The organism is Moheibacter lacus, assembly GCF_014042165.1.
GTDB lineage: Bacteria > Bacteroidota > Bacteroidia > Flavobacteriales > Weeksellaceae > Moheibacter > Moheibacter lacus.
Window position 1 is genome coordinate 13,032 of the sequence record NZ_JACDZE010000004.1, and the last position, 20,966, is coordinate 33,997.

The 20,966-nt window shown below is 35.9% G+C and carries 17 protein-coding genes; 7 read left to right on the plus strand and 10 right to left on the minus strand.

All coding sequences use genetic code 11. The features are described from left to right. The first annotated feature begins 469 nt into the window (after positions 1 to 469). Complete coding sequence (locus tag HU137_RS10670; RefSeq protein WP_182043843.1) at positions 470 to 1,996, plus strand: SulP family inorganic anion transporter; 1,527 nt, start codon at positions 470 to 472, stop codon at positions 1,994 to 1,996. Between the two features lie 208 nt (positions 1,997 to 2,204). Here HU137_RS10670 and HU137_RS10675 read toward each other — a convergent pair whose 3' ends face one another. Next, the gene (locus tag HU137_RS10675; RefSeq protein WP_008651082.1) at positions 2,205 to 3,371 is read right to left on the minus strand and encodes a tetracycline-inactivating monooxygenase Tet(X2); all 1,167 of its coding nucleotides are present in this window, start codon (positions 3,369 to 3,371) and stop codon (positions 2,205 to 2,207) included. Between the two features lie 192 nt (positions 3,372 to 3,563). Between HU137_RS10675 and HU137_RS10680 the strand changes: the two genes are divergently transcribed. Continuing rightward, positions 3,564 to 4,637: a tyrosine-type recombinase/integrase gene (locus HU137_RS10680; protein ID WP_182043844.1), complete on the plus strand. Its 1,074-nt coding sequence runs from the start codon at positions 3,564 to 3,566 to the stop codon at positions 4,635 to 4,637. Between the two features lie 9 nt (positions 4,638 to 4,646). Here HU137_RS10680 and HU137_RS10685 read toward each other — a convergent pair whose 3' ends face one another. The 8 genes from HU137_RS10685 to HU137_RS10720 form a co-directional block, all read right to left on the minus strand. After that, entirely contained in the window at positions 4,647 to 5,531 is an 885-nt protein-coding gene (locus HU137_RS10685; protein WP_182043845.1) for a Ppx/GppA phosphatase family protein, read from the minus strand. A 10-nt stretch (positions 5,532 to 5,541) separates the two neighbouring features. Continuing rightward, positions 5,542 to 7,620, minus strand: coding sequence for a polyphosphate kinase 1 (gene ppk1 / locus HU137_RS10690; protein WP_317169921.1), 2,079 nt, complete (start codon positions 7,618 to 7,620; stop codon positions 5,542 to 5,544). After that, positions 7,617 to 8,099, minus strand: a complete 483-nt coding sequence (locus HU137_RS10695; RefSeq protein WP_182043846.1) for a SixA phosphatase family protein — start codon at positions 8,097 to 8,099, stop codon at positions 7,617 to 7,619. Before HU137_RS10695 ends, ppk1 begins: the two co-directional genes overlap by 4 nt. 2 nt (positions 8,100 to 8,101) lie before the next feature. After that, on the minus strand, positions 8,102 to 9,301 hold the full coding sequence (locus tag HU137_RS10700; RefSeq protein WP_182043847.1) for a DegT/DnrJ/EryC1/StrS family aminotransferase: 1,200 nt from the start codon (positions 9,299 to 9,301) through the stop codon (positions 8,102 to 8,104). 650 nt (positions 9,302 to 9,951) lie between these two features. Continuing rightward, positions 9,952 to 11,757 (minus strand): helix-turn-helix transcriptional regulator, encoded by a 1,806-nt coding sequence (locus HU137_RS10705; protein WP_182043848.1) that lies wholly within the window; start codon positions 11,755 to 11,757, stop codon positions 9,952 to 9,954. 213 nt (positions 11,758 to 11,970) lie between these two features. Continuing rightward, on the minus strand, positions 11,971 to 12,531 hold the full coding sequence (locus tag HU137_RS10710; protein WP_182043849.1) for an inorganic diphosphatase: 561 nt from the start codon (positions 12,529 to 12,531) through the stop codon (positions 11,971 to 11,973). Between the two features lie 4 nt (positions 12,532 to 12,535). After that, complete coding sequence (gene crcB / locus HU137_RS10715) at positions 12,536 to 12,910, minus strand: fluoride efflux transporter CrcB (protein WP_220457220.1); 375 nt, start codon at positions 12,908 to 12,910, stop codon at positions 12,536 to 12,538. A 28-nt stretch (positions 12,911 to 12,938) separates the two neighbouring features. Continuing rightward, positions 12,939 to 13,562, minus strand: a complete 624-nt coding sequence (locus tag HU137_RS10720) for a YiiX/YebB-like N1pC/P60 family cysteine hydrolase (protein ID WP_182043850.1) — start codon at positions 13,560 to 13,562, stop codon at positions 12,939 to 12,941. Between the two features lie 308 nt (positions 13,563 to 13,870). On the opposite strand from HU137_RS10720, the gene HU137_RS10725 reads away from it, so the two are divergent. The 5 genes from HU137_RS10725 to gcvT all read left to right on the plus strand — a co-directional run bounded on the left by HU137_RS10725 (position 13,871) and on the right by gcvT (position 17,588). Continuing rightward, complete coding sequence (locus HU137_RS10725) at positions 13,871 to 14,428, plus strand: hypothetical protein (protein ID WP_182043851.1); 558 nt, start codon at positions 13,871 to 13,873, stop codon at positions 14,426 to 14,428. Between the two features lie 20 nt (positions 14,429 to 14,448). After that, the gene (locus HU137_RS10730; RefSeq protein ID WP_182043852.1) at positions 14,449 to 15,087 is read left to right on the plus strand and encodes a hypothetical protein; all 639 of its coding nucleotides are present in this window, start codon (positions 14,449 to 14,451) and stop codon (positions 15,085 to 15,087) included. After that, positions 15,060 to 15,815 carry a sensor histidine kinase gene (locus tag HU137_RS10735; RefSeq protein WP_182043853.1) on the plus strand — a complete coding sequence of 252 codons (756 nt, stop codon included), beginning with the start codon at positions 15,060 to 15,062 and terminating at the stop codon, positions 15,813 to 15,815. The genes HU137_RS10730 and HU137_RS10735 overlap by 28 nt, the downstream gene beginning before the upstream one ends. Beyond that, positions 15,805 to 16,443: a response regulator transcription factor gene (locus HU137_RS10740; protein ID WP_182043854.1), complete on the plus strand. Its 639-nt coding sequence runs from the start codon at positions 15,805 to 15,807 to the stop codon at positions 16,441 to 16,443. Before HU137_RS10735 ends, HU137_RS10740 begins: the two co-directional genes overlap by 11 nt. A 68-nt stretch (positions 16,444 to 16,511) precedes the next feature. Continuing rightward, a complete protein-coding gene (gene gcvT, locus HU137_RS10745) occupies positions 16,512 to 17,588 on the plus strand; it encodes a glycine cleavage system aminomethyltransferase GcvT (RefSeq protein WP_182043855.1) in 1,077 nt (358 codons plus the stop codon). Positions 17,589 to 17,699: 111 nt separating this feature from the next. Here the strand turns inward: gcvT and HU137_RS10750 are convergent, their stop codons facing one another. Next, the gene (locus HU137_RS10750; protein ID WP_182043856.1) at positions 17,700 to 20,897 is read right to left on the minus strand and encodes a T9SS type A sorting domain-containing protein; all 3,198 of its coding nucleotides are present in this window, start codon (positions 20,895 to 20,897) and stop codon (positions 17,700 to 17,702) included. Positions 20,898 to 20,966 lie beyond the last annotated feature (69 nt).

Consider the following 20,966-nt stretch of genomic DNA (forward strand, 5'->3'; position numbering starts at 1 on the left):
CTGAATAGGCTGCACGTTAGTGCTTTGCCATTCAGACACATCGTTTTGGGTATTGCCGAAGGCGGGGAAATCGAAGCCGAAAGTTTCAATTTTGCACCGAGGCGAGCCAAAACGAATTTTTATGAGTTAAATTTAAAAAGAAAAAACGAATAAAATTCGTTTTTGGCGATGAACGTAGAATAAACTTTGAATTTAGCACTTTAGCCCCGCTTTTGGCAATACCTTGTTACCTGCAGCCCTAATTTTTTATTAGGTTTTGTCAAGTTTTGTTTTGTCAAGTTGTCATAAAATGTTAATTTTGCAACCTCAATGAAAAAAGCAACTCAAATATCTTCTCAAGTTACTCCGCCTTAATGGTTGATTAATTGTTGTTTTCCCCCAATTCCTTTTATTGGTTTCTTTAGTGTACCCGAAATTTAGATGTTCGGTGCAAATTACATTTTATAAATTTTTACAATACAAATATCTTATGCAGAAAATTATCAATTTGTTTGATTTCAAACAAAAAGTAGATTACAAAACCGAAATTTTATCAGGTATTACCGTTGCTTTGGCTTTAGTTCCGGAAGCAGTTGCGTTTGCCTTAATTGCAGGACTTTCTCCGCTTGTGGGTCTTTATGCCGCTTTTATGATGGGCTTGGTTACGTCCATTTTAGGTGGTCGTCCCGGAATGATTTCGGGAGCAACGGGTGCAATAGCAGTAGTCATAGTTGTTTTAGCAAAAACGCACGGTGTGGAATACGTTTTTGCCACCGTTATTTTAGCAGGAATTATTCAAATGTTAGCAGGATTTTTAAAGTTAGGAAAACTCATACGGTTGGTTCCGCATCCAGTAATTTTTGGTTTTGTCAATGGTTTAGCCATCATTATTTTTATGTCGCAGTTAGACCAATTCAAAGATGCTTCGGGCAATTGGCTCACAGGTTCAAATATGTATATTCTTTTGGCTTTGGTGGGTTTAACAATGCTTATCATTTGGGGATTACCTAAAATTACAAAAGCTGTTCCCGCTTCGCTTACTGCTATTTTAGTGGTTTTTAGTTTGGTTTATTTTTTAAAATTGGATACCAAAACTGTTGGCGATATTGCTTCTATCAAAGGTGGTTTTCCGCCATTTCATATTCCTCAAATTCCTTTTAATTTAGAAACACTTCAAATTATTTTTCCGTATGCGGCTATTGTTGCAGGGGTTGGTTTGATTGAAAGTTTATTGACTTTGAATATTATTGATGAAATTACTGAAACAAGAGGACATAGCAATAGAGAAGCAGTGGCACAAGGAACGGCTAATATTTTATCGGGTTTCTTTTCAGGAATGGGCGGTTGTGCAATGCTTGGACAAAGTTTAATCAACGTTTCCAACGGAGCAAGAGCAAGACTTTCGGGAATTGTAGCATCTGTAATGTTGCTCGTTTTTGTAATGTTTGGAAGCGGTTTGATAGAAAAAGTTCCGATGGCTGCACTTACAGGACTTATGATTATGGTAGCGATTGGTACGTTTGAATGGGCAAGTCTTAGAACATTTACGAAGTTTCCAAAGTCGGATATATTGGTAATGGTTTTAGTAACATTGGTTACGGTTTTCTTGCACAATTTGGCTTTGGCAGTTTTAATTGGAGTCATCATTGCAGCGTTGGTTTTTGCGTGGGACAATGCAAAACGTATTAGAGCAAGAAAATTTGTAGATGATAATGGCGTGAAACATTATGAAATTTATGGACCACTTTTCTTTGGTTCAACCACTGCATTTACAGAAAAATTTGATGTACTGAACGACCCTGAAGAAGTCATTATTGATTTTAAAGAAAGTCGAGTAGTAGATATGTCGGCAATTGAAGCATTGAATAAACTCACCGAACGATACCACAAACAAAACAAAAAAATACATTTAAAACATTTAAGTCCCGATTGTAGAAAATTAATTAAAAATGCAGAAAGCATTATTGATGTCAATGTAATTGAAGACCCAACGTACAACGTAATGTTAAATGATTAATTTTTTTTAGCGACTTTTTGAGGTCGCTTTTTTGTTGCGGAGTGTTTGGAAAGGGTTGCAGGTAACGTTTGGCAAATTGGCGATGGAGCCGACTTTTAGCACAAATGTTGAATAGAATTACTAATCTTCAACATTGCACAAAAGTTCAATAGAAGTACTTCACCGGCTCTATTGCCAATTTGTTTGTTATGTGCCGTTTTATTCCATTTTATACATTTAACAATTGCTGAAACGTAAAGTCGGGTTTAAACATTTCAATTTCGTTTTGAGTTGATTCTTCTTGTGCTTCTTTGCCATAGATAAACATTTGCTGTTCATAATTTTTAACAGCCTCTTCAATGCTATTAAATTTTCCATCGGCTAGATTATCAGACAATATCAAGGCATCCACCAACCCACTATTTACTCCCTGCCCTGCAAAAGGCGGCATCAAATGTGCGGCATCCCCAATCATTGTTATGGGTAATGGGCGCTTGCTTTTCCAAGGCTTTTCTAAAGGAAATATCCGTGTAGCCAATCCTACAAATGACAACGTCGTATGAATCAATTCTTTGTAGCGTTCGTCCCAATCGGAAAATTCTTTCAGAAGAAAATCAACGACACTATTTCTGTTTTGAAAATCTACCTGCGTTTGGTTTTTCCATTCATCAGGTGTTTTAAAACTTATTCCAAAATGCAATGCACCATTATTATTGGGGTTAGCAAATAATAAATTACCTTGGTGAGATGCCATTAGCCGGTTTCCATTGCATAGCTGAAAAAATCCAGGACAGTTTATCTCTGGTTGATGAATATCGGCTTGTATATTGAAAGTACCTGTTTCTTCAACTTCCGTGTCGGTAACAAATTTTCTTACCTTGGACATCCCGCCATTGGCAAGAATAACCAAATCTGCTGTTTCACTCGGTTTATTCTCAAAAGTTAGTGTCCACTTCTTCTTACCAGGTTCAAGCATAACAAGTTTTCTATCCCAAATAACCGTGTCGTTTTCTAAACTATTCAACAAGATAGCCCTTAAGTCATTTCTGTTTATTTCAGGATTGTCAAATCGATTTTCGGGCTTTACATTTTTTGTGGATAAAATATTGCCTTTTTCATCAGCAATATTTACACCCATTGGTAAGGCTAAGTCATAATAAGTTTGTAACAATCCCGCTTTTTTCATTGCTTCCTGACCTGAACCTTTGTGTAGGTCAAGGGTTCCACCAAAAATTCTTGCCTCTCGGTCGTTGTCTCTTTCGTAAACTGAAACGTCTATGCCGTTTTGCTGTAATAATTTTGCCATAGTCAGTCCAACGGGTCCACCACCAATTATTGCAACGTTCTTATCACTAAGTAAATTCATTTGTTTGTCTGTATCTATTCGCATTGTCATTCAAAAATGGCACATAACACGTAAATATACGTAACTTTTATGAATTGGATGAATTGAAGTAAAATAAATTTCAAATGGCTGATTTAAAATGATATATACGTTTATTTGAGTTAATCATTTTGTATATCTGATGGATTTAATTGTCATAGTTTTTGTATTTTTGATATACGAAATGATTAATACTAAAAAGTCATGGATTTATCAAAATTTCAATTTTTTCCGGGCGTATATAAAAATCAGAGAGTGATTTGGATTGTTTTTTCATTTGACGTAGCAATAAAAAATGAGTTGCGTCAGAAACTTCCTTATGCCAAATGGAGTCAGTCAGAAAAAAAATGGTACGTAAGGGATATTCCAGCTGTGAGGGAAACCATAGGTTTGGCGCAAAATCCTATTTCAGATCGTTTTCTGGATAAAATTCATCCTGTCAATCAAACTGCCATGTTGGATTTCATCGACCAGTTGACTCTTAAGTCTTACAGCACAAATACCATCAGGACTTATTGTACAGAATTCTGTCATTTGTTAGCATTGCTGAAACATCAACCTGTGACCGAACTCAGTCCTGAAAGACTCAAATCCTATTTTTTATATTGTGCCAAACAAGAAGCAATGAAAGAGCGGAAGTTAAATTCCAATATCAATGCGGTTAAATTTTATTTTGAACAAGTTTTGCATAGACCCAAAATGTTTTTTGACATCCCACGCCCCAAAAAACCGAAATCATTACCCAAAATGTTGACTCCAAGAGAAATTAAGTTGTTATTTGATCAAGTTGAAAATAAAAAACACTTACTGGCACTACAACTCTGTTATGGAATGGGTTTGCGTGTCAGTGAAGTTGTTAATTTAAAATTGGAGCACATCAATTCAAAAGAGAAAATCGTAAACATCATAAGTGCAAAAGGTAAAAAAGATAGAAACGTTCCTTTGCCTTCATCTATCATTCCATTGATGAGAAATTATTACTTCGAGTATCATCCAAAGGAATATTTATTTGAAGGTCAGTATGGTGGTCCTTATTCCAAACAGGCGGTTCAATCTATTTTCAGAAAAGCCATGCGCAAAGCAAAAATTTATAAAAAGATAGGCGTTCATGGACTTCGACATAGTTATGCGACGCATTTACTCCAGCAAGGAACCGATATCCGATTTATACAAGAATTATTGGGGCATCATAATATCAAAACCACCATGGCTTATACGCATGTAGCACCTGGAGAATTGCAAAAAGTAAAAAGTCCTTTGGATAATTTGAAGAACTAATTTTTTTCCTTATTTCACCTTTTCATACAAAGAATGAATCATCCCATCTGAAATCCCGATTTTAGGAACATGGATCAATTTGGCACGTGACCATTTCATGACTTTGGTATAGATTTCCAATGCAAATTCCACGACATCAGCTCGGTCCGGCTTCATGTTCAACTCCTTCAAACGATCATCATAACTCATTTCTCTGATCACTTTGTATCGGCTGCGTAAATAAGCACCTCGCAAAGGTTTACCAAGTTTTACGCCTGAATATTTGTACACATGATTGATGTTTCCTCCTGAGCCGATCAGGCTGACATTGAGGTGTTTAGCGTTTTCTTCCACCCATTTTTTCATCTCGGCATAAACCGATTTTTCTACTTTTCCTTCCAGCAAACGCACGGTTCCGACCGGAAAGGATTTGGAATTGGCGACTCTACCGTCCGTTAGAACCGTCAATTCGGTGCTTCCTCCGCCTACATCTACATAAAGATAATTGTTTCCATCCAATACGAAATTTTTTAATTCTGTAGCAAAAGTGAGTTCCGCTTCCACAGATCCATCGATGATTTCGATATCAATTCCCGTTTTTCTTTTGATTTTTTTGACGATTTCTTTACCGTTGGTTGCTTCTCGCATGGCAGATGTGGCATAAGCCAGATAATTTTCAATTCCGTAGATGTCCATCATCAATTGATAAGCTTGCATCGCATTGACCATCCGGTCGATATTTTTCTCCGAAATCTTTTTTTCAATAAATACATCTTCACCCAACCTTATGGGCATACGCACGATGCTTGTTTTATTAAAAACCGGATCGGCACCGGGCATTTCGTAAACATAGTTGATCAATAATCGCATGGCGTTTGAACCGATGTCGATTGCGGCTAATTTTCGGATGTTCATTCAGTTTTTTTTATTGAATTTCAGATTCTTTTTTTTCTAATTTTTTATTCCATTCGTACAAATAATCATAGGTCACAAATTGAGAGCGCAGCACCGGTTTGGTATTGACCCGATAGGTCAAACTCTCGTCTGCATCATGGATTCGGGCTTTAACATTGTCATTAAAACTCAATTCAAATGTATCCATGACCAATTTTTTAATTTGAGGATCATAAATTGGACAAGCTACTTCTACACGTGCATCGAGATTTCTTTCCATCATGTCGGCAGAGGAGATGAAAACCCGATCTGATCCGGCATTTTTGAACCAATAAACCCGTGGATGTTCCAGAAATTTATCGATGATGCTGACAGATGCTATGTTTTCAGAAATACCCGGAATCCCCGTGATCAAACTATGGATGCCTCTGACGACCAAACGAACTTTAACACCTTCATTTGAAGCCAAATACAACATGTCGATGATTTCTTTATCGCTCAAACTATTCAGTTTCAAATTGATACCGGAAGGAAGTCCTTTTCGGTGGTTTTTGATTTCTTTTTTGATAAATTTGACGATCTTTTTACGGGTTTGCATGGGTGAGACCAACAAATGTTTATAAGACTGGGTCTGATAATTGGCATTGAAAAACTTAAAGACCTGATTGATTTCTTGGGTAATTTCGGGCTGGGAGGTAAGCAGTGTATAATCTGTATACAATTTTGCGGTTCCGGCATGAAAATTTCCCGTACTGATAAAGGCGTAACTCGAAGCCATATTGTGTTCTGGAAGTCGTTCGATGTATCCGATTTTACTATGAACTTTTAAGCCTTGAACACCAAATATCACATGAACACCAGCATCTTGAAGTCTTTTGGACCATTTTACGTTATTGGCTTCATCAAATCTGGCCCTTAATTCCAAAACGGCTGTCACTTCCTTTCCATTTCGAGCTGCATTGATCAGTGCACTCATGACTTGAGATTCACTCGCAACTCTATAAATCGTGATTTTGATTTTGGTCACCTTTGGGTCGATGGCTGCTTCACGTAGAAATCGCAAAAAGACAGAATAATCATGATAAGGCGCATAGAGTATATGGTCTTCTGCAGAAATGGCTTCGAAATTATTTCGGTAACAATTGAATTTATAGGGAACGATCGGTGTGATTTTTTCATATTCCAAATCGTTTCGTCCCAAATTGGGGAATTTCATCAAGTCCCTTTTGTTGTGGTACTTTCCGCCGGCATTGATGCTGTCATAATCATCGATGTTTAACTTTCGGGTCAAAAACTGCAAGGTGTCTTGGGCGATTTCTCTGTCATAAACGATACGAACAGGTTCTCCTTTTCTTCTTCCTTCGAGACTTTTGGCAACTTTTTCTAGCAAACTATTCTCCAAATCAGTATCCATATCCAACTCCGAATCTCGCGTGATTTTGATGGAATGGGCTTCGATGAATTCGTATTGGAAAACTTTGAAAATTTCATCCAAATGATAACGAATGATATCCTCCAGATACATCACATATTGTTTTTGGTTGATTTTTGGAAGGATGACAAATCGAGGGAAAATCTGGGTAGGGACGTCGATCAAGGCATATTTGGGCACTTCATCTTCTATAAATTTCACCGCCAAATAAAAAGCACCATCTCTGATAGCTGGAGCGGTTAATTTTTTATCCAAAATATACACCGCAATGGAATGACTTAATTCTGAATTAAAATACTGAGAAACAAATTGGATGTGTTCCAGCGGTACGTTTTTATCATCGATAAAAAAGATGTTATTGGCTTCCAACTCAAGTAAAATCTGATCATAAAAACGATCATAATCCTCTCTTTGAATGGCAACAGATTGATTGATTTCCTCGATCAAATCCTCATCAGTTTGTTCTGCGATGATATTGCGATAACCTCTGCTTTTCAATTGGATAGATCTTAATAAAGCCGAATAACGAACGGAATAAAATTCGTCCAAATTATTGGAATAAATTCCCAAAAACCGCAATCTTTCTAGAAGTGGAACATTTGAATCTTTCACTTCCTGAAGTACGCGGGCATTGAATTTCAACCAACTGATCTCTCTATTTACATAAATTTTGCTCACAATTTTTTTGGTTTTATGATGCTCAGGGTTTCACCTCTTTCTATTTCTTTCCAATGGTCTGTATCAAACGACAAAATCGCAATTCCGGAAGTGGGTAAATTATATAAATATTCATTTCCCATACGGTTGGCAAACTCTGTAAAAGCTTCATTATGACCAAATAAAATGGCAGTCTGTATGGAGTCATCCAGTTTTTTTACTTCCTTTAACAAATCAAAAAAGGAAAAAGTATATAAATTTTCCAAAACCTGAATTTCAGGGTTTTCCTTAAATTGTTGAACAGCCAGTTTCGCTGTTTTTTTTGCGCGAACTGCCGGACTCGTAAACCATGCATCGATTTTTAAATCGGGAATTGAACTTAAATAAGCTGCCGATTTTTCTGTTCGGTCGATGCCTATTTCTTCCAAATCTCTCTTGAGATCACTTACGCCCATGTCCCATCGGCTTTTGGCATGTCTGAAAAGGATTATTTTTTTCATCTCTACTTTTTATTGTATTGATTGATAATGATTTCTGTTATTTTCTTTCCCAATTCTTTTGCGGTTATTTCGTTGATTTTCAATGAAATGGGAAAAGTAATGGTTCTGCTGATGATTTGATCCGAAATGGAAAAATCTTGGTTTTCATAGTCGGGAAGGAGATCCCTAAATTCAGCAAAATAGGTTTCATCATTTTTCAGATGCTTAAAATGGTCCCATTTTTTGATGTAATGCCAATGGTTATCGTACCAATAAGCACACGGAATTCCCTCAGATTTTAGGTTTTCAACTACTTTTCTGGTCATGGTTTCATCTGTAAGAAAAATGCTTAAAAAAGAACCATTGTCTCCTGATGGATCTGGGTATTTTCTGAATTGGATTTCAGGAAATTGCAGGAGTTCGTTTTTTATTATGGATTTAATTTTTCTTTGTTGGCTGAGAATTTCATCGAGTTTATGCCATTGTGCTAAACCTACGGCAGCTTGAAGTTCCGAAATCCTGAAATTTAGACCTAGAGTTGGATGTTTTTCTGCACCTCTGTCATTTCCCAAATGATCATGTCCGTGGTCGGAAAATTGATGTGCATATTCATAAATAGAAGAATCTTGGGTTAAAACAGCTCCACCTTCACCACTTGTAATGGTTTTGACGAAATCAAATGAGAAGCATCCGACATCACCAATGGTTCCCAAATATTGGTTTTGGAATTTCCCACCAATGGATTGACAGGCATCTTCTATCAAGTAGAGATCATTTGCTTTGGCGATTTGGTTTAGTTGATCTAGATCGGCCATGCCGCCACACATATGAACTGGCATGATGGCTTTGGTTCTAGGAGAAATCGCCTTTAGGACTGATTCCGGTGATAGGGTTAAGGTTTCATCTACATCTGCAAAAACCGGAATTACATTGCAAAATATCAAAGCTTCAACACTTGCGACAAAAGTAAATGTAGGAAGGATGATTTCATCTCCAGCACCTATTCCCAATGCTTTTACAGCGGTAATCAATGCCGTGGTTCCACTACTGGTCAAATGCGCATGTCTGATTTGGATTTTATCCTGAATGGCTTCTTCCCATTCTTTTGCTTTCCAATGGTTATTTCTTTGGTTGTCGAAGTTGTACCGCATGAGTATGCCGGTTTCCAATATTTCGTTTACATGGTCTTTTTCTTCTTTTCCAATGGTTTCAAATCCCGGCATATGGTCCTAATTTCTATTCAAACAAATATAGGAATTCAGGTTAATCTTGTGGTTAATTCATAAAAAATAAAAGAGAAAACAAAAAAAGGCCGATTGAAACAATCGGCCTTCTGGTTTAGGAGGTAATTCATCACACAATTCACAGAATTCTAATGTTTTATAATTGAATTCTTTTGGTAATTAAGGTCAGCGAAAGGTAAGCACTAATTTTAATTGGTTTTTTAAGGTTTGGTTTTCAGTTTGAAAGGTGTGATAAAAGTTTTTGATTTGAGTACAAAGTAATTGGTAATTTCTATTCGTTATCAAAGGCTTCAGGTTAAATACAATATTTGAATCAGGAGAGAGGAGCCCCATAAACGGCTGAAATTTAAATTTCAATCGGTACTTTGTTTGTTTTAGTGAGATGTAATTGTATTGAAAAAGTTTAACGATTCGATTTCGATTTGAAATCATTCTTTTCACTGCGTTACTGCTCAAATTAACCTTGAAAAGGTTTCTTAAAGACAGGGTGAGTATGAAAAGAGTAGGGTTCATTTTTTTAACATTGAAACAAATGTAAGAAATCAGTTTTTTTTTTGTAAAAAAATGCAGTTACAAAAACGTTACATTTGTTAAAAGGTTAATAATCAGTAAGTTGTATTGATTTTGTTTTATAGATTCAATTGATGGTTTTGTTCAAATTCTGATAAGAATTCATACGGATTTATGGGATTTTCCACGTCCAATTTTTTTCTCATTCTATGCCAAGTGACCCGAACGGAAGAATCTGAGATACCAAGAGCCGAGGCAATTTCGCTCTGTCTTAAATTGAGTTTTACCAAACAGAGATAGCGAATTTCTGCTTGTGAGAATTGCGGAAAAGCTTCGCGAAGTGAATAGAGATAATTTGGATACACTTTATCAAACTGTTTACGGAAATGGATCCAATCTTCTTTGGTTAAAATGGTGCAGGATTGTAATTCTGAATAATTTGGTTTCGCTTTTTCAGAATTATTTTTTAAGGATTCTATTAATTTATTATTTTGTTTCAAACTCTTTTTGAAAATCTGAAGCTGATCTTTGGCTTCTTTTAAGGTTTCTTGACTTTCCTGAAGACCTTTCTCTGCAACATTTTTTTTATGATTGATTTTATCCAATTTGTTTTTCTGTTGATCTCGGTAACGCTGGTAAAATAATAACACAAGCCCCAAACTAACGATGCTGAAGATCAAAATGAGATTTCTTGCCAACTTTTGTTCTGAAATTTTTTTTTCAGCTTTGGAAATGGCGTTTTGCATCTTTTCATGTTGCAAACGATTGGTTACCGATAAAAATTTTGAATGATTGATGGTTTGGAACAATTCTTTTTCAAAAGTATGACTGAGTTCATTGTAAAAATAGGCGCTATCAAATTGATTGCTAGACTTGTACATGTTTTCCAATCCTTTTGAAGCGATGATGGCTTCTTTCAGCGTATTTCTGATTTTGGCATTTTTTAAAGCGGCCCATCTGAACTGGAAAGCTTTTTCTGGTAAGTTTTGATTTTGATAAACTTCCGCCAGCAAATTTTGGACTTTGGCTACATCATTGGGTTCATGATGGCTTTGACTTTGTTTTAAATTGTATTCAAGATAGGGAATGGCTTCATCGTACTTTCCTTGAAGTACTAGTCCTTTCCCAATTCCTCCTTGCGAAATTCCTAACCAAATATTGAAAAATGGCGAGTCGTAATTTTCAAATCCTTCTTTGTAATTTTTAAAATGAGCATTATAATCCAGAAGCACATCATAGATGTTTTGGTAATGGTACATGCCGCTGTCTATCTTATTCAGCCGATAATAGGATGCTCCGAGCAAATCCTTGTTCCAGACATAACTACTTAAATTGTTTTCTGCTTTTCCGAGGTGTTTCAAACTTTTTTTTGAATAATAAATGCTTTCATTGTACATGGAAAGATTGTAATAAACCAGACTTGCAAAAAATAAACGCAAGTAAAATTTTGGAAAATATGCAGTGCCGATTTTTTCTTGAATTTCTACCGTCTTAGTGATGTAAAAAAGATTGTCTTCAAAAGTTGCATTTCCGTTTTCGACATATATGGAATAGATTTCGGACAATATTTGTTCATCATTAATCAAAATAGCCTTTTGAAATAAATCGGCTATGTCTTTTTCTGTTTTTGAAGAAATTTTCTTTTCAAATTGTATGGAATTTAAAATTTCATACATATTTAGACGGACTTCCAATCTAGGATTTGGTTCCTTTTTTAAATGTTCTTTGATCCCTGAAACATTTTGTTGAAATTTCAATGGATCATAATTGGATTTTAAATCTGAATACGTTTTTTCGGCTTCTATGGTTTGGTAAACATCGTTTCTATCCCATTTTTCGATCAAATCACTAGCGTTCAGGTTTTGTGCATTCAGAATGGTTATCCTAAAGAAAAGAAGTAGAAATAGGGCGTTTTTGACAACCATGGCAAAATACTTTGTCGTGCCATAGATTTAGGAGGTGTCTGATACAAATGTAATAAGGATTTTTCCAAAAATTACTTTTGTTTAATAAAATGTTAAAATTTAGAATAAAAAAAAATCTCTCAGTAAAAGATTTTTATCTCTTAAGGTGAAATTGAGATTTTAGATAGATCAAAATTTCGGAACATGCAGCTCATGTTCCGAAATCCCAATTTTTTAAGCGTTTTTTGATTCGCTTTTCAATTTTTTAGCATTGACTTGGTAGTTTTCAATTGCTTTGGTGATAATTTCTTGAGCAACTTCAGCATTTTGGAATTCTTCCACGATTACTACTTTGTTTTCCAACTTTTTATAATCTTCAAAAAAGTTTTGCAATTCTACGGTAAGATGGGGCGGAAGCTCAGATACATCATTGATATGGTTGACACTCATGTCGTTACTTGCAACCGCGATGATTTTATCATCACCTTCACCATTGTCGATCATCCTTAAAACACCGATTACTTTGGCTTCGATGACACAAAGCGGATCTACGGCAATTTGACAAATCACGATGATGTCCAATGGGTCGTTATCATCTCCCAAAGTTTGTGGGATGAAACCATAGTTATGAGGGTAAGAAACCGAAGAGAAAAGCACTCGATCCAGTCTTAAAAGACCAGATGCCTTATCCAACTCATATTTTGCTTTACTTCCTTGCGGTATTTCGATGATTGCCTCAACAGTTTCTGGTTGTTTCGTTCCTACAGAAACATGGTGCCATGGATTAAATTTCATTTTTTTATATTTTAGTTAATGCAAATCCTCCCCAAACAGCCAGTATGCCCAAAATGATGCTTCCAACTGTATAAAAGAGAAATCCGGAATAATTGGAATTTTCTAATAATTTCAAATTTTCCACTGCAAAGGTAGAAAACGTTGTAAAACCACCACATAAACCAATGGTTAAAAATATACGAAATTCATCTGACCAACCGACTGATTTAGCTGAAAGTCCTAAAAATAAGCCAATTAAGAAACTTCCTAAAATGTTGACCGTAAATGTTCCAATTGGAAAATGATTCGGAAAATACCTGAGCATACCTAAATGTATGGCATATCTGGCTATACTTCCGATGCCACCGCCCAATCCTACCCATAAAAATAATTTCACCATTTTTTCGGTTTTTATTGAAAATTGAATTTTACAAGCTTCCGATTGGTTCTAATTTTTCAGAAGCTGCCATCCCATTTGGATTACATCCCGGTTCTCCTTCCGGTATTTCCAAATTTAGCTTTTTATAAAAGGCTATCCAACCGGAGTTGAATTCTGTTTCACCCGGATTTTTAAAAGTCATGGGATTCATTTCAAAAATGCTGTCTTTTATAAATGAATGGTATACAAAGTCGGAACAATAATAAGCGGTGTCACTTAAGATGTAACTGTAATTATAGGGTTTTCCCAACATGGATTTGGCCTTTAAAATGGCTTGATCAAAATCCGGAGAATATTCATTTTTAATCCGATAAATATCGATTTGGACATCATTTTCCTTTTGGTTTTTTATAAACTTTTTTAATGGAATCCGTTCAGAACCATTTTCAGTTGAAGCATGTAAAACCCAAATATCATTTCCTGATTTTTCAACCATTGCGATGTGCGAATAATTGGTTTTTTTTGAAGTTTGGGTGACGGCATTGATGGCTTCAGATAGATTTCCTTCAGAACTTCCAACCAAAAGTAAATCTCCATTTCTCAAATTTTCAGAAGGTTGATAAACCTGACAGGAAAAAATCGCGAACAATACGAACAAGAAAATCCTTTTCATTTTTTATTTTTTCAATAGACATATGCAACCTTAGATGATTAAAATAATCTTTACGTTGGTGATTAAAATTTATTTTTATCATTTTGGTTCCATATAGCAAAGATAAAGGGATTAGAATTGTAGAAGAAATGGAGGGGTTATTTTTTCAATTTTCCTATTTGCTCACAGGATTTTTCCTATATTTTAACTGTGTGAAATTGGTTAAGTTACTGGAGGTCATTATGGTAGTTTAGTGTTTTATTTCGTGGGAATTTGAAAATTCTGAATATTCGCCTATTTTAGTGGCTTCATTCTAAAACAATTAAACTATGAAAACTATTAAATTAGTTGCAATCAGCATGTTCATTATGGGTCTTTTTTCGTGTAGTCAAGAAATGGAATGTCCAAAACCAGATCCTCCAACCCAACCCAAAAATTTAATTTCGCTGGAAGATGCCAAAAATCAATTGAATCTATATGATGTTGCTCATCCTGGTGTGAAAGGTGATCAATTTGCCTTACGTACATGGATTTCTTTAGAAGAATTGGAAAATTATATCGCTTACGTAAAAGCAGAATCTTTGAAAAATGGTATCACGGTAAATGGAATTGATTTTATGTATAGCCAAACCAAAGAAGGAAAACCGGGAATGCCCAACGCAAATAATGAGGATTATGAATTGACATTTATGATTGCGCCGACGGTAAAAGAAGGAACGAGTAATATGGCATTTGATCCTTTAAGTTCCGAAAAAGGAAAACCGGCATTTTTGAAAGATATTTTGGCTCCTCAAGATTCTACTAACGCAAAAATGATGTCTAATGCAACGGGTGGTCCTTCTGGAATTGCCAATCATTTTGGTGCATGTCCAACAATTTGTCTTTGATTTTTATATTAATACTTTAGATGGAATTCGTAAAATATGCTGGGATGTATATTCAACTGGCGACATTTATTTTCAGTGTATTTTATTATTATAAATACAAACATACCGCTATGAAATGGTTACCGATCTATTTAGGATTGGTTGCATTCGTAGAGCTATTTTGTGGTTATTATTACAAACAGAATAATGTTTGGATATACAATTTGGTGACATTGGTTCAATTTAATTTTTATGCTTTTTTGTTTTACTGGTATTTGGAAGAGATAAGTAAAAAAATAGCACTTCTGTTGATCATAGGTTATAATATTTTCTATGTCCTATCTTTTGTGATTAATTTGAATTCATTTTTTGATGAAATGGCATCTTTCCCTCATGTAATAAGCGTCGTGATATTGATCGTCCTATTGATCATGATGTTCAACCAAATGTTAAGAATAGAAAATTTTGTAGGATTTACATATAACCTTTTGTTTTGGCTTTGTTTTAGTTTATTGGTATTTCATGCTACATCTCTTCCATTGTTTTCTATAAGTAAATGGAATGAAACGGTTGGAGATTTTAAAGGTAGTTTGATAAAAATTTTACTTTTTTCCATTCTGGCATCTCATGCGATTTTGATTTTTGGATTTATATGGAGCAAAAGGAAATATACTTACTGATCATTTCAGCATCAGTTACTTCATTGGTTTTCAGTATTTCACTGGTTACCTTATTCATCTTGTACCAAAAAAGAAAAGATTATTATCGAAAAGAGATTACCAAAACACGCATCGAAATCAAAGAACAAACGCTGAAAAACATTTCATGGGAAATTCATGATAATATCGGACAAATTTTATCTACCTTAAATTTATACAGTTACAAGGTTTTGGAAGATTCTCCTAACGAATTAAAACCAAAGGTTGAAGAACTTCAGGATTTAACTCAGACTGCCATCACGGAAGTCAGGAGTCTTTCCAAAGCCTTGAATACTGATTATATCAAAAATGTAGGTCTGATCAAATCTTTAGAATTGGAATTGGCAAGATTTGAGCGTTTGAAATTTATGGAAACTCAACTTACTGTAGAGGGAAAGCCATTTATTATCCCAGACGATAAAGAATTGGTCCTATTAAGGATTATCCAAGAATTTTTTTCCAATTCCATCAAATATGCCCGTGCGACAAAAATGGAAATCAGTTTTGTTTTCCAAGGTCGTGACCTAAATATTAAGGTAAGGGACAATGGAGTCGGTTATGACAGTACAGTTGTGATGGGGACCGGGATAATAAATATGAAAAATCGTGCAAAACTTATCGGAGCTTTTCTTATCTTAGACTCAGAAATAAAAAAAGGAACTCAACTCGAAATCAAATACCGGAAAAAAAATATAGACAATGTCGCATAAAATTGCCATAGTTGATGATCATTATTTATTTACCAAAGCCCTTGAAGACATGGTAAATAATTTTGATGGCTATGAAGTTATATTTTGTGCTGAAAACGGTAAAGATTTTATCGACAAAATGTCCAAACAAAAAAATAAAGTAGACGTTGTTTTACTCGACTTGAACATGCCGATCATGAATGGCTTTGAAACACTTGCTTGGATCAAATCTCATCATTTTGATTTGAAAGTATTGATTTTGTCCATGAACGACGAAGAGTCCAACATTTTAAAAGCCGTACGGGAAGGTTCAAATGGTTATTTGTTGAAAAACACAACGCCTAACGATTTAAAATTAGCATTGGATCATCTTTTGACCAATGGATTTTACCACAATGAATTGGTAAGCTCGGTTTTACTAAATAGTGTAAATGCCAAACCTAAAAAACCGCATGAAGAGTTAAAAGATCAAGAAATCAGATTCTTAAAATTGGCATGTACTGAAATGACTTATAAGGAAATAGCCGATGAAATGTGCCTAAGTCCCAAAACCATAGATGGTTACAGGCAAGCACTTTTTGATAAACTCAATATCAAAAGTCGTGTAGGACTGGTGCTTTTTGCCATGCACCAAAAAATTGTCGATTGATATAAATCGCTTTATTAATTCTCTTTATTTAATACATTTGTATTTTTCTTTTAAAAACAGCAATACAAATGAAAGTTACAGCCTTTAATCAGATTCACAAAGATTTGGGAGCAAAAATGGTTCCTTTTGCCGGATTTGAGATGCCGGTTCAGTATACCGGAGTAAATCATGAACATTTTATCGTCCGAGAAGGAGTGGGGGTTTTTGACGTTAGTCATATGGGTCAATTTTTTGCGAAAGGTCCGGAAGTAGCTCAATTATTAGAATTCATCGGAACCAACGATTCGACAAAAGTTGAAATTGGTCAAGCGCAATACAATTGTATGACCAATGAAAAAGGCGGCATCATTGATGATTTAATCATTTATAAAATGTCAAATGATGAATGGATGTTGGTGGTGAACGCATCCAATATTGAGAAAGATTGGAATTGGATCAACCTTCAAAATAAATGGGATGTTCAATTGGAAAATAGATCTGACGAAATGTCTTTATTGGCCATTCAAGGACCAAAAGCTGTAGCATCTATGCAATCTTTGACCGACATCAACTTATCAGAAATTCCTTTTTATCATTTCCAGATCGGAACTTTTGCTGGAATTGAAAATGTGATCATTTCAGCAACCGGATATACAGGATCAGGCGGTTTTGAAATTTATTTTGAAAATCAATATGCGGAACAAATCTGGAAAAAAGTGATGGAAGCGGGGAAAGATTTCGGTATAGAACCTTGTGGATTGGCAGCTCGTGATACACTTCGTTTAGAAAAGGGATATTGTTTATATGGAAATGATATTAATGATGAAACGACTCCTTTGGAAGCTGGACTGGGTTGGATCACCAAACTGGATACCGATTTTGTGGCAAAAGATATTTTGGCTAAACAAAAAGAAGAAGGGATCAAAAAGAAGTTGGTTGGATTTAAGATGAAGGAAAAAGGAATTCCGCGACATGATTATACAATCGTGGACGAATATGAAAATACCATAGGAATTGTTACTTCAGGAACGCAATCCCCGATGTTGAAAGAAGGAATCGGTTTGGGATATGTTTCCATTGAATTTGCTAAACCCGGAACTTCAATTTACATTCAAATCAGGGATAAAAATATTTTAGCAGAAGTGGTGAAATTACCTTTTGTTTAATTTGAATAGGTTTAAGAAATCAAAAAAAGTCTCAATTAGAAATTGGGACTTTTTTATATAAAAAAGGTGGGGAAAATCCCCACCTTCATTTTTAATAAGTGAATTAAATCATTATTTCTTAACAATTTTAAAGGTTTCAACTTGTCCACCTTGTAAAGTTGCTTTGAAAATATAAACTCCTGTAGGTAAGGAAGCAACATTGATTTGTCCATTTGCGATTTGCGATTTAACCAATACTTGTTGACCAGCTAAATTAAATACAGCAATGTTCTCTACCTGTTTTTTGGAATTGATGTTCAATACATCTTTCACAGGATTTGGATAATAAGCAAAATCGAAAGCATCCATATCACTTACACCCAAAGTTTCACAAGTAGCTACAATTTCATAAACCAATTCGGCACCTGAACTTGTTACAATCCACTCACCACTTGTGGTTGTGCTATTGAAAATCAATGGCGAACCAATTACAGAAGCAGTTGTAGTTTCCCATCCTTCAGCATCACTTGTCATTTCCATCCAGTAAGTTCCTGCATCTAAAATGACCGGAGTATTTAAGTCTACTGCATATCTGATGAAGTCACGTCCGAAATTCTGACCTGTAACCGTACTGGAAGTAATGGTACCATCTACATTTGCAACTTCAGCACCTGGTAAACCGGCATTGTCTTCATAGAAGATAAAGCTGAATGTAGTGGCTTGACCTCCTTCAGGAATGATGATCGTTGGTTCAATTGCAGCAATTGTCATTTGGGTGTCTGCATCGACAGTTAAATCTATGGCCAATCTTTGGTCAGTATCACCACCTAAGAATGAACCATTTTCCAACGCGTTTGATAATACCTCTTGGTTACAATCAACCGGTTGTGTATCACCACAAACACCTGCTACAAAGAATACAGCTTGCATGTTTTCTGGGTCAGAGTTCCAAGAACCTCCAGCCTCACTAGTGTGAACATATGAACCTAGAGATCCAGTAGAGGTTACTTCCCAATAAGCAGGACCAGCATCTGAAACCGAAACTTCTGGTTGTAACCAATAAGTTCCTGCTGGCAATTCAGGTCTGTCTGCATCCAAAACAAATTCAACTTGAGAAATATCAAATCCAAAGTTAGTGCCAAGTACACCTTGGTTTGTTGGAGTAGCTGTAAAACTATCCACGATATTGGATTCACTCGGAGCACCACCATCGTCTGCACGGATATTAAATGTAACTGATGTAGCAGTAGCACCCGGATTCATGAAGATGTTCATACGCAAATATTGTATGGTAAAGACATCATCTACAATAAAGTCATCTGCGTTTCTGTAAACAGATCCAGCTGTAACATTGTAACCATTCTCAAAATTATTACTTTCTAAGCCATCACCTTGGAAACAAGGATAATCAGGTTCCTCTACAACAGGCGGTGTCGTACAGGTAACTGCCATAGTGTAATCTCCTGAATTAGAGCTGTATCCTTCGACCATAATGACGTAAGTTGAGGTTCCATCTGATTCAAAAGTCACTTGAGATTGAAGACCGCAGAAGTCATCGTTTCCATTAATTTCATTGGTCAATGTACAATCAGAAAATATACGGACATAAGTATCATAAGAAGAGCCACATAGTGAAACTGTTACAAGTTGAGTTTCTCCGTTACCAGTAAAAGAATAAAATCTGTCTGGTGCTGGGTTTGCACCGGAATCTGTGGCATCTGATGTCGTTCCGGAAACGGAATCTCCACAACTTACAGCAATTGCGCCATCACATTCGTCATTATCTCCTGGAGGGACATCATCTTCACAAGTACCTGAAACAGTAAATATAGAACTAGCACCTACATCAGCAGTCCAAGTAGCGCCATCATCATTACTTCTATATGGATCAGAACCATGTGAAAAATCTTCAATTGTTGCCCACCAAATTGTTTCACCTGTAGTTGCAGACATTTTTGGGTCTATCCAGTAAATTCCTTCCGTCAGTTCAATTGGTGTATCCAAATTAAAAGTTAGATGATATACCGGTTCGCCAAATCCTGTCCCTACAACCTCCGAATCATCCGGGCCACCTGAAATGGTATGCAATATAGCTCCAGGGATACCCGCATTGTCTTCTCTGATTAATATGGTTGCTTCATTTGGAGAAGTTATGTTGTTGACATCTACTGTGATGGTTTCCAATGTAAACATTGTCCCAGCATCAACTGTAAAATCTTCAGCTGAACGGAAGGCATTTCCAAGTGTAATGTTATATCCTTCAAATATCTCATCAGCAGATGGTATTCCTTGCTCACATTCTCCACCTGGCTCAGAACCTCCATCACAAGTATAAGTACCAGGTCCGGTTATCGTAGTTGTATAAGGTCCAAATTCTTCGTCATCAAATCCTGTAGTAATGATAAAATACTCTGTTCCGGTTACCAAACTGGCAACGGCTTCTGAAGTACCTATTCCACCAGGACCATCATCGTCTCCTGCAACGAAATTGGTCAAAGGATCAGTTGGGTCGAAAACATCTTGGTAAACAAAAATAAACCCATCCCAACCACCATCTTGAACAGAATTTACGGTGTAGTCTCCCGCAGTATCTACTGTAAATGGACCATAAACTTTATAACGTACATCAACTCCGGCTCCAGACATTCCTGAACCATCTGCAAGTGGTCTATCCCAAATTTCTCCATCCGTAGTATCTCCATCCAGCTCACAGTTCCCGCCTCCTGGTTCTCCACCTCCAGTTATCTCAACTTCCCATCCTCCATAATCGACAACAGTTGAGGATCTAAACTCAAAAAAGAAATTACCGGATGTAGATGTAAATATTGCGGATCCATGTGAAGCAATCATATCATTTAATGTAATATCACCTTCATTAGCACCATCTTCACCGTTATCGTATAAAACAGTGCCTGTATTGTCAATGCCATCGTAAATCCTTAACCAATCAAAAGTGCCAAATACGCTAAAAAAATTGAATTGAATTTCATTCACGCCGGCAAGTGTAGTATTGGTGATACAACCACAATTTGGATAGTTGCCTGGCGTACCACTTGTACTTGATCCGCCTGGTCCTCCCGGATCATAAAAGAAATCCCCAACTGCGGGATTAAAGGTTTCTGTGGCTCCAGCTGTAGGTATAAAATCTTCATTGATTCCATCATTTCCATATTCAAATCCACCAAAATTTTGGGATTGAATTGTTAAACCCATCATGGCTTCATATTGGGCTTGGTCGATCTCATCTAGTTCTTCCGCTGTATAGCTTTGGGCGAATAAACTAAAAGGTAGGAGTAAGAAAGTACTCCATAATAAATAGAATTTTCTCATAAAACAAAAAGTGTTAATTTCCCCTAAATTAGGAAAAAAATTAACACTTTTATGTTAAGATATTAAAAA